General features: G+C 64.9%; 10 protein-coding genes. 5 read left to right on the forward strand and 5 right to left on the reverse strand.

Translation table 11 applies throughout. From position 1 onward, the window contains the following. Positions 1–33: 33 nt before the first annotated feature. Positions 34–1107: a branched-chain amino acid ABC transporter permease gene (locus tag CIT37_RS14035; RefSeq protein ID WP_028143365.1), complete on the reverse strand. Its 1074-nt coding sequence runs from the start codon at positions 1105–1107 to the stop codon at positions 34–36. A gap of 3 nt (positions 1108–1110) precedes the next feature. Further along, complete coding sequence (locus tag CIT37_RS14040) at positions 1111–2004, reverse strand: branched-chain amino acid ABC transporter permease (RefSeq protein ID WP_018317428.1); 894 nt, start codon at positions 2002–2004, stop codon at positions 1111–1113. A gap of 80 nt (positions 2005–2084) precedes the next feature. Here CIT37_RS14040 and CIT37_RS14045 point away from each other — a divergent pair, with 80 nt between their 5' ends. After that, a complete protein-coding gene (locus CIT37_RS14045; protein ID WP_028143364.1) occupies positions 2085–2450 on the forward strand; it encodes an endonuclease domain-containing protein in 366 nt (121 codons plus the stop codon). A gap of 68 nt (positions 2451–2518) precedes the next feature. Here CIT37_RS14045 and CIT37_RS14050 read toward each other — a convergent pair whose 3' ends face one another. Continuing rightward, positions 2519–4450, reverse strand: coding sequence for a long-chain fatty acid--CoA ligase (locus tag CIT37_RS14050; protein WP_095425621.1), 1932 nt, complete (start codon positions 4448–4450; stop codon positions 2519–2521). Further along, positions 4447–5268, reverse strand: coding sequence for an ABC transporter ATP-binding protein (locus CIT37_RS14055; RefSeq protein ID WP_095425735.1), 822 nt, complete (start codon positions 5266–5268; stop codon positions 4447–4449). The genes CIT37_RS14050 and CIT37_RS14055 overlap by 4 nt, the downstream gene beginning before the upstream one ends. Before the next feature lie 337 nt (positions 5269–5605). On the opposite strand from CIT37_RS14055, the gene CIT37_RS14060 reads away from it, so the two are divergent. Next, entirely contained in the window at positions 5606–6280 is a 675-nt protein-coding gene (locus CIT37_RS14060) for a Crp/Fnr family transcriptional regulator (protein ID WP_038949013.1), read from the forward strand. A gap of 6 nt (positions 6281–6286) precedes the next feature. Here the strand turns inward: CIT37_RS14060 and CIT37_RS14065 are convergent, their stop codons facing one another. Continuing rightward, positions 6287–7549: an MFS transporter gene (locus tag CIT37_RS14065; protein WP_028143360.1), complete on the reverse strand. Its 1263-nt coding sequence runs from the start codon at positions 7547–7549 to the stop codon at positions 6287–6289. 374 nt (positions 7550–7923) lie between these two features. Between CIT37_RS14065 and CIT37_RS14070 the strand changes: the two genes are divergently transcribed. The 3 genes from CIT37_RS14070 (at position 7924) to CIT37_RS14080 (ending at position 15261) form a co-directional block, all read left to right on the forward strand. Next, a complete protein-coding gene (locus CIT37_RS14070; protein ID WP_161966402.1) occupies positions 7924–11058 on the forward strand; it encodes a CHAT domain-containing tetratricopeptide repeat protein in 3135 nt (1044 codons plus the stop codon). A 183-nt stretch (positions 11059–11241) separates the two neighbouring features. Continuing rightward, on the forward strand, positions 11242–14559 hold the full coding sequence (locus CIT37_RS14075) for an adenylate/guanylate cyclase domain-containing protein (RefSeq protein WP_095425620.1): 3318 nt from the start codon (positions 11242–11244) through the stop codon (positions 14557–14559). Between the two features lie 21 nt (positions 14560–14580). After that, complete coding sequence (locus CIT37_RS14080) at positions 14581–15261, forward strand: redoxin domain-containing protein (RefSeq protein WP_095425619.1); 681 nt, start codon at positions 14581–14583, stop codon at positions 15259–15261. Positions 15262–15330: the final 69 nt, after the last annotated feature.

Consider the following 15330-nt stretch of genomic DNA (forward strand, 5'->3'; position numbering starts at 1 on the left):
TCCTGTTTATTGTTTAAGTGAAGTTGCCCGCGCTCAATGCGAGAACGGGTAGAGTTTCCAATACGCCTTGATCTGCCGCCAGCGATGCGCGAGCCCGTCGGGTTCGAACATCAGGAAGGCGATGATGATCACCCCGATCGCGATTTCGCGCAGGAAGGTGATGTTGGTGTTGAGTGACAGCGCCTTGTCGATCGCGCCGCCCTTCAAATAATGGCTGATGAACTCCATCCCTTCGGGCAGCAGCACCACGAAGGCGGTGCCCATCAGCGTGCCCATGATCGAGCCGGTACCGCCGATGATGATCATGGCCAGGAACAGGATCGAGCGCTCGATGCCGAAGCCTTCCTGCGACACCACGAGCTGGTAGTGCGCGTAGAGCGCGCCGGCGATGCCTGCGAAGAAAGCGGCGAGCCCGAACGATAGCGTACGGTATTTGGTGAGGTTGATGCCCATGATCTCGGCAGAGAGATAATGGTCGCGGATCGCCACCAGCGCACGGCCGTCGCGGGTGCGCATCAGGTTGGTGACGAGGATGTAGCTGAGCAGCACATAGGCCAGCACGACGTAGAAATACTGTTTGTCGCCGCGCAGGGTGTAGCCGAAGATCGAGAACGGGTTGGCGCTCGCCGGCACCGAGCCGCCGGTGAACCATTCGGCGCGGGAGAAGAAGTCGAGCAGGATATACTGCGCGGCCAGCGTCGCGATGACGAGATAGAGCCCCTTCAGCCGCGCCGCAGGGATGCCGAAGATCAGGCCGACCAGCGCGGTGACGACGCCGGCGAGCGGGATCGCGAAGAACACCGGGATCGGCGCGCTGTTGGAGATGTAGGCCGAGGTGAAGGCGCCGAGCAGGAAGAAGGCGGCATGCCCGATCGAGATCTGGCCGGTGAAGCCGACAAGGATGTTCAGCCCGAGCGCCGCGATCGAGAAGATGCCGATCTGGATCAGGATGCTGAGCCAGTATCCGCTGAAGAATTGCGGCGCGAGGCATAGCAACAGCACGCCTGCGATGGCGAAGTTGCGGCTGGTCGTGGTCGGGAAGATCGTGGTGTCGGCCGCATAAGAGGTGCGGAAATCACCAGCAGGAATGAGGGCAGGGCCGGCCATGGGTCAGATCCGCTCGATGTCGTGGGTGCCGAACAGCCCGTAGGGCTTGATCATCAGCACGATGATGAGGACGTAGAACGGCGCGATCTCGTAGAGATTGCCCCAGTGCAGGTACTCGCTGTCGACATATTGTGCGACGTTCTCGAGCAGGCCGATGATGATGCCGCCGAGCACGGCGCCGCCGACGGAATCGAGCCCGCCGAGGATCGCCGCCGGAAACACCTTGATGCCGTAGGCGGCAAGGCCCGAAGACACGCCGTTCACGACCGCAACGACGACGCCCGCGACCGCCGACACCGTCGCCGAGATCGCCCAGGCCATCGCGAACACGCTCTTCACGGAAATGCCGAGCGATTGCGCGACCTGCTGGTTGAACGCGGTGGCGCGCATCGCAAGGCCGTATTTGGAGGCACGGAAGAACCAGGCCATGCCGATCATCATGGCGACGGAGACCACCAGGCTCATGACATAGACGGTCTGGATCTGTAAGCCCAGCAAGCTGACCGACTGGCTCTCGAACACGCGCGGGAACGGCTGCGGATTGACGCCGAACATCCATTTCAGCGTTGCCTGGAGCACGGTGGAGAGGCCGATCGTCACCATGATCACGGAAATGATGGGCTCGCCGATCATCGGCCGCAGGATCAGGACCTGGACCGCGATGCCGAACACGAACATGAACACGAGCGTCATTGGCATGCCGATCCAGAACGGCACCTGATATTTGGCAAGCAGCGCCCAGCACACCCAGGCGCCGACCAGCAGCAATTCACCTTGCGCGAAGTTGACGACCTGGGTCGCCTTGTAGATCAGCACGAACGACATCGCGACCACGCCATAGAGCGTGCCGACCACGAGGCCGTTGACCAGGAGCTGGATGAGGAAGGCGGTGTTCATGGATGGTGGACCTTTCGCCTCTCCCCGCGCGCGGGGAGAGGCCGACGCGCAAAGCGCGGCGGGTGAGGGGGAGCTTCCGCATGCGAGGTGCTGATGAGGGCAAGACGGAGCGCGCCAGGCATTTGCGTGCCGCATTGACTGATGCGGAGGGGACGCTCTGGTATCGCCTCCGTGCACGCCGGCTCAACGGTTACAAATTCGTTCGGCAGGAGCCGATTGGCCCATACACTGTCGACTTCATTTGCCGCGAGGTCCGGCTGATCATTGAAGTTGACGGTGGCCAACACGCCGACAGTGCGCAGGACGCAGTGCGGGACAAATGGCTGATCGACCGAAACTATCGAATTTTGCGGTTCTGGAACAAGGACGTTTCGAGCAATTTGGTCAGCGTTCTCGAAACAATTGTCACTGCCCTCGCGGAGGCTCCCCCTCACCCGGATCGCTGACGCGCTCCGGCCTCTCCCCGCAAGCGGGGAGAGGCGAAGGGCAGCACCGCTCGCGACGGTAGACCGTGTCACTCCGCCGCCTCCGCCATGTGCCCGGGTCCGCCGAGATCCACCACACGCAGTGTCGTCCGCACCCGCTGCGTGGTGCCGTCCTGGAAGCGGATCACGGTGTCGACGGGGATGTCGGCATCGCCGCGGTAGATGGCATCGATGATGCCTTCGTATTTCTCGTTGATGACGCTGCGCCGCACCTTTCGCGTGCGGGTGAGCTCGCCGTCGTCGGCGTCGAGCTCCTTGTAGAGCAGCAGGAAGCGCGAGATGCGCTGCGCCGGCGGCAGCGTGGCGTTGACGGTCTCGACTTCCTTGCGGAGCAGCGCATAGACCTCGGGGCGCGAGGCGAGGTCGCTGTAGGTCGTGAACGAGAGCCGGTTCTTCTCCGCCCATTTCGAGATGATGGAGTAGCGGATGCAGATCATCGCCGCGAGCGCATCGCGGCCGGCGCCGAGCACCACGGCTTCGGCGATATAGGGCGAGAACTTCAGCTTGTTCTCGATGAATTGCGGCGAAAAGCGCTCGCCGCGCGAGGTCTCGGCGAGATCCTTGATGCGGTCGATGACGACGAGCTGCTGGTTCGCGTTGAAATAGCCGGCGTCGCCCGACAACATCCACCCGTCCTTGATGTCGGCGACGCTGGCCTCGGGATTCTTGTAGTAGCCGAGGAACATGTTGGGATGCCGCACCACGATCTCGCCGACGCCATGGACGTCGGCATTGTCGATGCGGATCTCGACCTGGTCAGACATAGGCACGCCCGTGGTGTCGGGATCGACCTTGCCCTCGGGATGTAGCGTATAGGCCCCCAGCAGCTCGGTCTGGCCGTACAGGGTGCGCAGCGGCACGCCCATGGCCTGGAAGAACTTGAAGGTCTCGGGCCCGAGCGCCGCGCCGCCGGTCGCGGCCGAGCGCAGCCGGGTGAAACCGAGGCGATCGCGCAGCGCGCGGAACAGGATGGCGTCGGCAAGGCCCGAGCGCTTGCCGTGTTCGAGCGCGGCGAGGCCGCTCTTCATGCCGACGTCGAACAGGCGCTGCTTGAGAGGCGTCGCGTCCATCACCTTGGCGCGGACGTCGGCGGCGATGGATTCCCAAACCCTTGGGGCAAAGAGCACGAATGTCGGCGCGATCTCGCGCAGATCGTTCATCATCGTGTCGGGCTCTTCGACGAAGTTGATCTTCATCCGGCAGAGCATGCCTTTGCCGAGCACGTAGACCTGCTCCATGATCCACGGCAGCGGCAGCACCGAGACGTATTCGTCGTCCGGGCCCTTGGGGTCGAAGGCGAGATAAGTCGCACAATGGCCAAGCACGCGTCCGGCGGCGAGCATGGCGAGCTTGGGATGGGACGTGGTGCCAGACGTCGTGCAGAGGATCGCGACGTCCTCGCCCTTGGTGGCATCGACCAGCCTGTCGTAGAGCTCCGGCTCCCGCGCGGCACGGGCCCGGCCGAGTTCGGCAAACCTCTCCGCCGACATCAGCCTGGGATCGTCGTATTTCCGCATCCCGCGCGGATCGGAATAGATGATGTGCTTCAGCTTCGGCGCGCGGTCGGCGAGGGTGAGCAGCTTGTCGACCTGCTCCTCGTCCTCGGCGAAGACGAGCTGCGCCTCGCCATAGTTGAGGAGATAGGAAGCCTCCTCGTCCAGCACGTCGCGATAAAGTCCGAGGCTGAGGCCGCCGATGGCGTGCGTCGCCACTTCCGCCGCCACCCAGTCCGGCCGGTTGTCGCCGATGATGCCGATGACGTCGCCGCGGCCAAGGCCCATTTCGAGAAGACCGAGCGCAAAGTCGCGCACGCGGGTCTGGTAGTCGCTCCAGGTGAACAGCCGCCAGAGCCCGAGATCCTTCTCGCGCAATGCGATCTCGTTGCCATGCTCTTTCGCATTGAGCCGGAGCATCTTCGGATAGGTGTCGGCCTGTGCGACGCGGCCTGCGTAATCCATCATGCCGCGCTCTCCTGCGCGGGTGCAGCGTCATCCGGATCGACCAGCACCTCGTCTTCTTCACCAAGATAGGCCCGCCTGACGTGGGGATCGGCGAGCACCGTCGCCGGATCGCCTTCGGCGATCTTCTTGCCGAAATCCAGCACCATGACGCGGTGGGAGATGTCCATCACCACGCCCATGTCGTGCTCGATCATCACCACCGTCATCCCGAATTCCTCGTTGAGATCGACGATGTAGCGGGCCATGTCCTCCTTCTCCTCGAAGTTCATGCCGGCCATCGGCTCGTCGAGGAGAATGAGACGCGGCTCCAGCGCCATGGCACGGGCGAGCTCCACGCGCTTGCGCAGGCCGTAGGAGAGGGTGCCGGCTTGCGCCTTCCGCACCGACTGCAGGTCGAGGAAGTCTATGATCTCCTCGACCTTGCGGCGGTGCTCGAGCTCCTCCTTGCGCGCGCCGGTGAGCCAGTACAGCGAGCCTGTGAGGAAATTGTTCTTCAGGAGGTGATGGCGCCCGACCATGATGTTGTCGAGCACGCTCATGTGGTGGAACAGCGCCAGGTTCTGGAAGGTGCGGCCGATGCCGAGCGAGGCGCGGGCGTTCGGCGTCAGGGCCGTGATGTCGCGGCCCTGGTAGTACAGCTGGCCTTCGGTCGGCTTGTAGCGGCCGGAAATACAGTTCACGATCGAGGTCTTGCCGGCGCCGTTGGGGCCGATGATCGAGAACAGCTCGCCCTCCCTGATGGAGAAGCCGACGTCGGTCAGCGCCCGGACGCCGCCGAATCGCAAGGACACGTCGCGCACTTCAAGACTGGTAGCCACCAAACGAAACCCTCCCGGTGATGGCGCTTTTTAGTGGCGCTCTTCGTCCGTTCCTGCCCAGCGATCCTAGTACGGTGGTGCCGGTGAGGCCATGCAGCAGATGGTCTCGACCGGAGCCGCGCCACTCTCGTTCCCGTCAGGGATCAAAAGCCGCATCGTCCGAGGTGGTCCTCAATAGGGGAAAGCGCTATTTTGAAATGTCTCGCGGCTGACAATTCTGCGACAAAGTTTGCCGGGCGGCGGCGGCCTTCACCTTTCGTCGGATGGCGGTTGGAATTATCATGCTGCAATGCAGCAGAAGATGGAGTGACGAAACGGTGCGGCTGGCCGCGAGATCATGATTTCAGAAGATCAACTGAAGCGCGTCGCCGCCTGGTCGCGCGAGCTCACGCAAGCGGAGATCGAGGTCGCGCGCGCCGGAATCACGGAGCGGTCCTACGGCACCGGCGAGACCGTGTTCATGCGCGGTGATATTTTTGCCTATTGGGCCGGCATGGTGGGCGGCCTTGCCCGCATGGGCGGGGTCTCCAGGGACGGCAAGGAGACCAGCCTCGCCGGGCTGACGGCGGGGGCCTGGTTCGGCGAGGGCAGTGTGCTCAAGAACGAGCCGCGCCGCTATGACGTGGTCGCGCTGCGCGACAGCCGCGTCGCGCTGATGGAACGCAGCGCCTTCATGTGGCTGTTCGAGAACAGCGTCGGCTTCAACCGCTTTCTGGTGCGCCAGCTCAACGAACGGCTCGGCCAGTTCATCGGCATGCTCGAGGTCAACCGCACGCTGGATGCCACCGCGCGCCTCGCCCGCAGCATCGCCTCACTGTTCAATCCGATCCTCTATCCGGAATCGACCGCTCATCTGGAGATCACCCAGGAGGAGATCGGTGCGCTCTCCGGCATGTCCCGCCAGAACGCCAACCGCGCGCTGAACCGGCTGGAGAAGGAGGGACTGCTGCGGCTCGAATATGGGGGCGTCACCATCCTCGATATCGAGCGGCTGCGCGGCTATGGGGATTAGGCGCGGTCATCGCGCATTGGCGGGTGCATGGACCGGCCAGAGGTCGGCGCGCCAGCGGATGGCGATCGCCAGCATCGCGATGAAGCCGGCGGCGGCATAGAGCGAGCCTGTCGCGGAATAACCAATGATGTCGATCAGGCTGCCGGCCGCGAGCAATCCGATCGGCAGGCCGTAGATCACCATCATGCGCACGCCCATCACGCGGCCGCGAAGGTGTGCGCTCGCGGTGCGCATCAGGATCACGGCCGCCGAGATCATCGACATGCTCTGGGCGATGCCGGCGAGCATGAGGCAGGCCATCGCCACCGGCATGGTCCTGACCTCGACGAATACCAGCAGCATGGCGTACCAGGCCAGCGTCGCGCCGATCAGAAGCCGGGCAATGCGCAGTCCGCCGACCAGGCTGAGCGTGATGGAGCCGATCAGCGAGCCGACCGCAAAGCTCGCCGAGAGGTAACCGAGGCCGGTCTGGTCGGTATGAAAGATCTCCCGGGCGATGTAGGGCAGCAATCCGCCAGTGAAGGGAAATGCGGTGAGATTGGCCAGGAAGGCGACGCACAGCGCCGCACGCATTCCCGGGCCACTCCAGGCGTAAACGATCCCTTCCTTCAGATCGCCGAGCAGCCGCGAGACGGCATGGCTATTCGCCGGAAGATCGCTCGTGATGACGGTCCTCTTGGGCCGGGTCAGGCACAGCATGAGAAGCGCGGCCACGAAGTAGAGACAGGCAATCGCCACGTAAACGAGGCCAATGCCGAGGACGGCGAACAGCCCGGCGCCCGTCAACGCTCCGGCGATGCGCGCGCTGTCCTGGGTCGTGCGCGCAACGCTGATGGCGCCCACCAGCTGCTCGGCCGGCATGATCTCGGCGAGCAGCGCGCCGCGGACGCCGAGATCCGAGGGGCGAATCAGGCCCATGACCGCGACGATGATCATGACGCTCAGCGGCGACAGATGACCGGTCAGCGCCAGAACCATGATGGTTGACGAGAGCACAGTATAGGCAAGACGCATCGCGACCAGAAGATCGCGATGACCCATGCGGTCGCCGATCATGCCGAACACCGGCGCGACCAAGGTCCCGACGAATTGGAGCGAGGCAAGCACGGTGAGCAGCAGCACCGAGCCGGTCTCGACCAGGATGTACCAGCCCAGCACCAGCGTCTCGATCTCGAACGCCCAGGATGTGAGCAGGTCGGACGGCCACTGGAAGCGATAGTTGCGGATGCGGAATGGCGCGAGCGCCGACGGCCGCGCGGCTGCGCTCAAGACGCGATGACGCGTGTCACGGCGAATCCCTTGCCTTGTTGTTTCTTCTTTCCGATCAGCAACGTAGCGTTGGCGACGCGCGTGTCAATCGGACCGGCCGCATGCTGCCATGCATGGCTGCATCAGCACGTCCGCTGCAGGCGCGTGACCGGTCCGTGCGAATGTCTTCCCCTGGTTTCTGCGATCGGTTCGTCCATGGACGCAGGAGGCGGTCATAGTGTCTTCATCTTGCTGTGGCCCAACAGGTCGCGGGCGCGGGGAATCGGAGCGATCGCAGCATGTGGGTACGGTGGCCGAGGTTTGCCGCGCAGTCTTTTTGTTTTGTACTTCTCGTAAGCGTCATGGTCTCGCCGGGGCAGGCGGGGTCGCAAGACATGTTGGCGCTGATGCAGCGCATTACGGCGCTGGCGAAGGAGGGCCGCTACGGCGAGGCGGTCGGCTTTGCCAGGAAGCTCGTCGTTGAGGCCGAGAAAAGCACGGGGCGACAATCGCCCCTGACCGCGACCACGCTGGTCGTGCTGGGGCAGGCGCTCCAGACGAAAGGCGAGACCACCGAGGCCGAAAGCGTGCTGAGGCGGGCCCTCGTCATTCGCGAGAAGAGCCTCGGTCCCAATCATCCCGATGTCGCCGCCGTGCTCGCCACGCTGGGCCAGATCGAGCTCGGCCAGAACAGGCTCGGCGATGCCGAACGCGACATGTCGCGCGCGATCGCCATCGACGAGAGCGTGCTGGGCCCTGACCATCTCACCACGGCGCTGGCGCGGATGCAGCTCGGCAATCTCCGTCACCGCCAGATGAAGGAGACGGAGGCGCTCGATCTGTTCAACCGTGCGCTCGTAGTGTTCAGGAAGTCTCCGGGACAGGCTGACATCATGATCCCGGTGACCTTGAACAACATCGCGGAGGTCAATCGGGCGCAAGGCCGGTTACAGCAGGCCGAGGCGAGTTTTGCCGAAGCGCTTGTGCTTCAGGAGAAGCAGCATGGCCCGGACAGCATCTATCTGACAGCGACCCTCAACAATCTCGGCGAGCTCCGCCGTGCGCAGGGACGGCTTCCGGAGGCCGAGCAATTGGCCCGACGGACTTTGGCTATCAGGGAGAAGGCGCTCGGACCTGATCATCCCGATGTCGCCGCGAGCCTCAACAATCTGGCCCTGGTGTTCTCGCGCGAGGGCCGGGACGCCGAGGCCGAGGGGCTGCTGACCCGCGCACTCGCCATTCAGGAGAAGGCCGTCGGGATAGCGCATCCGAACGTGGCGACGGCATTGAACAACCTTGCGGAGGCCTGGGCCCATCTCGATCGCAAGCAGGAGGCGGAGCAGCTGTTCCGCAAGTCGCTGGCGATCCGTGAGAAGGCGCTCGGGCCGGCACATCTGGATGTCGCGATCGCGCTTGACAATCTGGTGACGCTGATGAGCGAGGCCGATCGTTACGCCGAGGCCGAACCGTTCGCGCGCCGGTCGCTTGCGATACGCGAGGCCGCGCTCGGGGGGTCTCACCCGCTGATCGCCAACAGTCTCAACAATCTGGCCGTCATTCTGGACAGCACCGGCCGGCCGCAGGAGGCCGAGCCGCTGCTGAAGCGCGCGCTGGATATCCGCCTGCGCGCTCTCGGCGAGCAGCATCCGGATGTTGCCAACAGCTTCGCCAATCTCGGCGCCCATCATATCGATTTGAAGGATTGGCAGCAGGCCCGCGACGCGTTCGCGCGCGCGGTCGCGATCCAGAACGGCCGCCGCGCCGCCGAGCAGGAGAGCCGCGGCGATGTGAAGGTCCATGAAGAGACCAATCCCTATCCCGGACTGATCGTAGCCGCCTATAACCTCGCGAGCGCCAATGCGGGGCAGGCCGGCGCCTTGCGATCGCAGGCGTTCGAAGCGGCGCAATGGATCGGTGACGAGCAGGCTGCGCGGGCGATTGCCGGCATGTCGGCCCGCATCGCCGATGGCAGCGGGGATCTCGCCGCGCGCGTCCGCGAGCGGCAGGATCTCGGCGCGCAAGCTGTCGCGACCGACAAGATGCTCGTGGCGGCGATCTCGCAGGCGGATGCTGCGCGCAACCCGGCGGCGGAGCAGGCGCTTCGTGCCCGAGCCTCGGCCATCTCAGGTCAAATCCGGGAACTGGATCGCTCAATCGCTGCGCAGTTTCCGGACTATGCAGCGCTCGTAACGAAGGCGCCGATTGCGATCGAGGATGCCCAGAAGCAGCTTCGTCCCAACGAGGCGATGTTGCTGTTCACGACGACGTCACGCGCCACCTTCGTCTGGACCGTGACGCGCTCGGACGTGCGCTGGCATTCGGCGGATCTCGGCGAAAAGCAACTCGCTGAGGCCGTCGGTGCCTTGCGCTGCGGTCTGGATACGGATGCATGGCTGGACAAGGCGACCACATGTCCGCAGAAGCTCGGCCGCAAGGCCCCGCTTGGGGCGGACGAGCCATTGCCGTTCAACCAGGAGCGCGCCTTTGCGCTCTACCAGGCGCTGCTCGGGCCTGTCGCTCGCGACATCGATGGCAAGGAGCTGATCCTGGTGCCGTCGGGGCCGCTGGCGACGCTGCCCTTTCAGGTCTTGCTGACCGAGAAGCCGGCTGCCGGCCAGGACCTCGCGAAGGCGCCCTGGCTGGTCCAGCGATTTGCCACCACAGTGCTGCCTTCAGTCTCCAGCCTCAAGGCATTGCGGCAGGTCGCACGCAAGAGCGCGGCGTCGAAACCGTTTCTCGGCATCGGCAATCCCGTGCTCGACGGCGATGGCCGCAGCGATGTCGCGATGGCGCGTGCCAAGCTGGCGCGCCAGATTCAGACCTGCGCCGTCCTCCCGACGCAGGCGACCCAGGTCGCACAACGGAGCTTGCGCGCCGTGGACGCGCTGTCGGGCGGCACCGCGGACATCGTGCAGCTCAGGCGGCAGATGCCGCTGCCGGAAACTGCGCTCGAACTGTGCGCGGTGGCCAGCACCTTCGCGCCCGTCAAAGGCGACGTCGTCCTCGCTGGCGACGCCTCCGAGACCAGGATGAAGACGCTCGGCCAAAGCGGCGATCTCGCGAAGTATCGCATCCTGCATTTTGCGACGCATGGCGCGCTTGCGGGGCAGGTGCGCGGCTCGATCGAGCCAGGACTTATCCTCAGCCCGCCAGCGGCGCCGACGTCCACCGATGACGGCTATCTCTCGTCGTCGGAGATATCCGGCCTCAAGCTCGATGCCGATTGGGTGATCCTGTCGGCCTGCAACACTGCTGGCGGGCAGGCCGCCAATTCGGAGGCCTTCTCCGGTCTTGCGCGGGCCTTCTTCTATGCTGGCACGCGCGCGCTGCTGGTGTCGCACTGGGCGGTGAACTCCGACGCCGCGGTCGCCATCACCACCGGCACGATCGACGCCATGAAGACGCATCCCGATATCGGCCGAGCAGAGGCGCTGCGTCGCTCGATCTCGGCACTGATCACCAAGGGCGGCGAGAGCGCGCAGCCCGCAACTTGGGCGCCCTTCGTGCTGGTGGGGGCCGGCGCCATCTAGCGGTTCAGCGCGCCGCCGCGCCCTGAACCGGCTGGTTGCGGGGATGAGTGAAGCGGCGCTCGCGGCCGTTAATCAACCACCGCTTGCTCTTCCTGCACGACGAGCCCATGCTTGTCAGGTCGCTGGGCCCATCCGACAGGTCCAGTAGACCGCGTCATCGCGGCTTCCGCGGGGTCTTGACCCATGAACTGCTCTTGCTGCGGTTCCGAGGTTCAGAGCGGCTTTGCCTTCTGCCCGAAGTGCGGCACGAAGCAGCCGAACGCGTGCCCCGGCTGCGGCTATGCATGCGCTCCGGATTTCACGTATTGCCCGAAATGCGGCGCCCTCGTCAGTGAACCCCCCAAAGCCGGGGGACAGGCGCAGCCGGGCCGGTCGACAGCGCCGGTCAGAGCGTCGTCACCGCCGCTGGCGCCGGCGGTCGACCCTCACCAGGCTTTTCGACCGCAGCCAGACAGGATGGACAACGAAGCCAACCGCCGCACCATTACCGTGCTGTTTGCCGATCTCAGCGGCTTCACCGCGATGAGCGAGCGCCTCGACCCCGAGGTCATGCAGGCCCTTCAGAACGAATTGTTCGAGGAGCTGACGGAAGCGGTGCAAGGCTTTGGCGGCTTCGTGGACAAATTCATTGGCGATGCGCTGCTGGCGCTGTTCGGCGCGCCAGCAGCGCACGAGGACGATCCGGAGCGGGCGGTCCGTGCTGCACTCGACATGATCAAGCGGACGGAGCAGCTCAGCGAGCGCGCGAAGGTCTATGCCGGCGCACCGCTGCTGCTCCACATCGGCATCAATACCGGGCACGTGGTTGCGGGCGGACTGGGTGTGGGCGTTGCCAAGTCCTATTCGGTAACCGGCGACACGGTGAATACCGCGCAGCGATTGCAGTCGATGGCGCCGCCGGACGAAGTGCTGGTCGGGCCCTTGACCTACCGCCTGACCCGGCATGCGTTCTCGTATGAATCGCTCGGCGAGGTCTCGCTCAAGGGCAAGATGGGCAGTGTCCTGGTCCATCGTCTCAAGGGACCGCTCGACACGCCGCGTGCGGCGCGAGGCCTCGACACGCTGGGCCTCAGTGCGCCGCTGATCGGCCGCGACGTCGAGCTTGCCCGCATGATCGGCAGTCTCGATCGCGCGTGCGGCGGTGCGGCGCAACTGGTGCGGCTGGTCGGCGAAGCGGGCATCGGCAAAACGCGCCTGGTGAACGAATTCGTCGCCCGCATCCGCGATGAGGAGCGCTTCGCAGGTGTGGCGATCCGGCAGGCCGCCTGCTCGCCCCTCGGCGAACAATCCTACGGCACGCTCGCCGCGGTGCTGCGCAGCGCCTATGGCATCGCGCAGAAGGCCAGCGCCGCGGCGGCTGAGGCCAGGCTGGCTGAGGCCCTGTCGGAGCTTGGCCTTCCGGCCGAAGAGGCAGAGCGGCTGATGCCGCTCTATGTCCATGTCCTTGGCCTCGGCGGCCCGGACGCCGCATTGCAGCACGTCGAGCCCGAACAGCTCCGGCGGCAGATATTCTTTGCGATCCGGACCGTCTTCGAACGGCGCCTGGCCTTGTCACCGCTTCTGATCATCGTCGAGGATCTGCACTGGGCCGATGCCGTCTCCCTCGAGGCGCTGCGGTTCCTGATGGACCGGCTGGAGCGCACGCGGTTGATGCTGTTGTTTACGCATCGGCCAATGCTGGAGCTGGATCAGTTCGGTTCGGGCCGGATCAGCCACACGACCCTTCGATTGCTTCCGCTCGGTGACGCCGACGGACAGAACCTGCTGGCGGCTTATTTCAGTCACGGTTGGCGCGAGCCGCCGGGAAATCTGTTCAGTCGAATCCTGGAGCGCGCGAGCGGCAATCCGCTTTTCCTCGAGGAAATCATCCGCGGTCTCATCGAGGCCGGCGCCTTGGAGCGTGACGGCCCGCAGTGGCGGATAAAGTCGGATGAGGCCGCCGCCGACATCCCGGCAAGCATTCAGGCGCTGTTGCTGGCGCGGCTGGACCGGCTGCCGCATGAGGTGCGCCGGCTGGCCCAGGAGGCCGCGGTGATCGGCCCGCGCTTCGACGCGGCTCTGCTCGGTGCGACGGCAACCGGGCCGGCAAAGGTCGAAGTGGGCCTCGAACTTCTGTGCGACGCCGAGATTGTCGAAGAGGTTGCGGGCGCAAACTCGATCTCGCTGCGATCCTACCGTTTCACGCAGACCATGCTGCAGGACGTGATCTATCAAAACCTGCTCTTGCAGCGGCGGATCGAGCTCCATGGACGGATTGGTGCCGCGCTGGAGCGGCTCTATGGCAGCGAGCCCGAACGGCTCGAGGACCTCATCCTGCTGGGCCATCATTTCAGCCTGAGTGCGCACAAGTCGAAAGGCGCCCGCCATCTGCGCGCGGCCGGCGATCGCGCACGCGCGACCTATGCCAATGACGATGCCATCCGTCTCTATCAGCAGGCCCTCGCCATGTTGTTGACCGGCGGCGAATGCGTGCCGGAGCGCCTGCTTCTGTACGAGCGGATCGCGGACCTCTGCGCCGCGGCGGGCCGCCGCAACACGGCCGAGGAGCACTACCAGAGCGCGCTGGAGGGGCACCGCGCCGCAAAGGACCGCATTGGCGAAGCGCGAATCCTTCGCAAGCTTGGCAGGTTGTTGTGGGACGCCGGCAAGCGGATCAACGCAGAGAGGCATTACGCCGAGGCGGCTGACCTGCTTGGAGGGACCGATGCGCCGATCGAACGGGCGCACCTCTTGCAGGAGCGCGGCCGTCTCGCGTTTCGCATGGGCGATCACGTGGCCGCCGCGACATGGGCGGACGAGGCCCTTGGCTACGCCCGATCCGTCCCGGCGGACGCGGACGAGCAGGCCGGACTCGAGGCGGCGCGCGCCATTGCCGAGGCTCTCAATACCAAGGCGGTTGCACTGGCGCGGCTTGGACGACACCAGGATGCGGTGCGCGAAGTGGAGCAAAGTGTCGCGGCGGCCGAGGCCGCCGGCCTTCTCAATGTGGCCTGCCGCGGCTACACCAATCTCAGCGTGCTCTACACGATTGTCGACCCGGCGCAAGCCATTGATGTATGTCGGCGCGGACTGGATGTCGCGCATCGTATTGGCGATCTCGGGTTCCAGGCGCGTCTTCTCGCCAATTTCGCCGTTGCCTGTTGCACCTTCACGGACAAATGCACCGAGGAAGGGGTGCCGGCTGCCGAAAAGGCAATCGAGATCGACCGTGCGCTCGATCAGCGCGAGCATCTCCCCGTGCCCCTGATCGTGCTGGGGCAAATCCATCAATGCCATTTCCGGCCCGATCAGGCCGCCCGCTGCTACAATGAGGCGATCAAGGTCGCGAGCGAAACCGGCGAGCCGCAGCAGCTTTTTCCGTGCTATGATGGTCTCGCGACGCTGAACCTTGATCGCGGCGACATGCCCGAGGCCGAGCGGTATTTCGCGCTGGCCGATGACGTCTGCACCAGGCACGGGCTTGATCCCGCCGGACTGATTGTACTGCCATTTCTTGACTAGGTCATGTGAAGGAGTTCAACCATGTCAGAACGTCATGTCGATGGACCGCTGCAACCGGGTGATCGCGCACCGAACATCGTGCTGGATGCCATCACCCGCGAAGGGAAGATCGCGCTCGATGATTTTCGCGGGCAAAGTCCGATATTGGTCGGCCTGTTTCGAGGCCTGCACTGCCCGTTCTGCCGCCGCCATATCGCGGCCCAGGCGCAGCTTGACGCGGCCCTGCGCGACAAGGGCGTTGAAAGTCTGACGGTCGTCAATACGCCGATCGAGCGCGCTCGGCTCTACTTCCGTTATCACCCGTTGCCCAATCTGCTTGCCGCGTCCGATCCCGAGCGGGTCTCGCACCGCGCGTTCGGCCTGCCCAATCTCGAGTTCACCGAGAAGGAAACCGAGTGGCCGCGCAAGGTGGGCATGGATGTGGTCATGGGCATGCAAGTTGACATTCCCGGAGAATTGCCCGGGCCGATGAATCGTTTGGCAGCCGCCGAGCAGCTCAACAACAAGGATGGCTACGAGATGATGGAGGCCGATCAGCGCATGGCTGCAACCGGCCAGGGCCAGCTATTCGGCCAGTTCCTGCTCGATCGGGAAGGGGTCGTGCGCTGGGCCTTTACAGAAGTTCCGGAAGGCGGCCAGCGCATGTTCGGGATGCCGAGCCCGGGTGAGTTGATGTCGGCGGCTTCGCAGGTGGCGGGCTAGACATCGTCGCGCGGTTGGCGTGGTGCTCTCGACCGCAGCAGGCACGAGCCGGCGCGCTCGAGGTGCAAC

Origin of the sequence: Bradyrhizobium ottawaense (assembly GCF_002278135.3) — a bacterium.
In the GTDB taxonomy this organism is placed as follows: domain Bacteria; phylum Pseudomonadota; class Alphaproteobacteria; order Rhizobiales; family Xanthobacteraceae; genus Bradyrhizobium; species Bradyrhizobium ottawaense.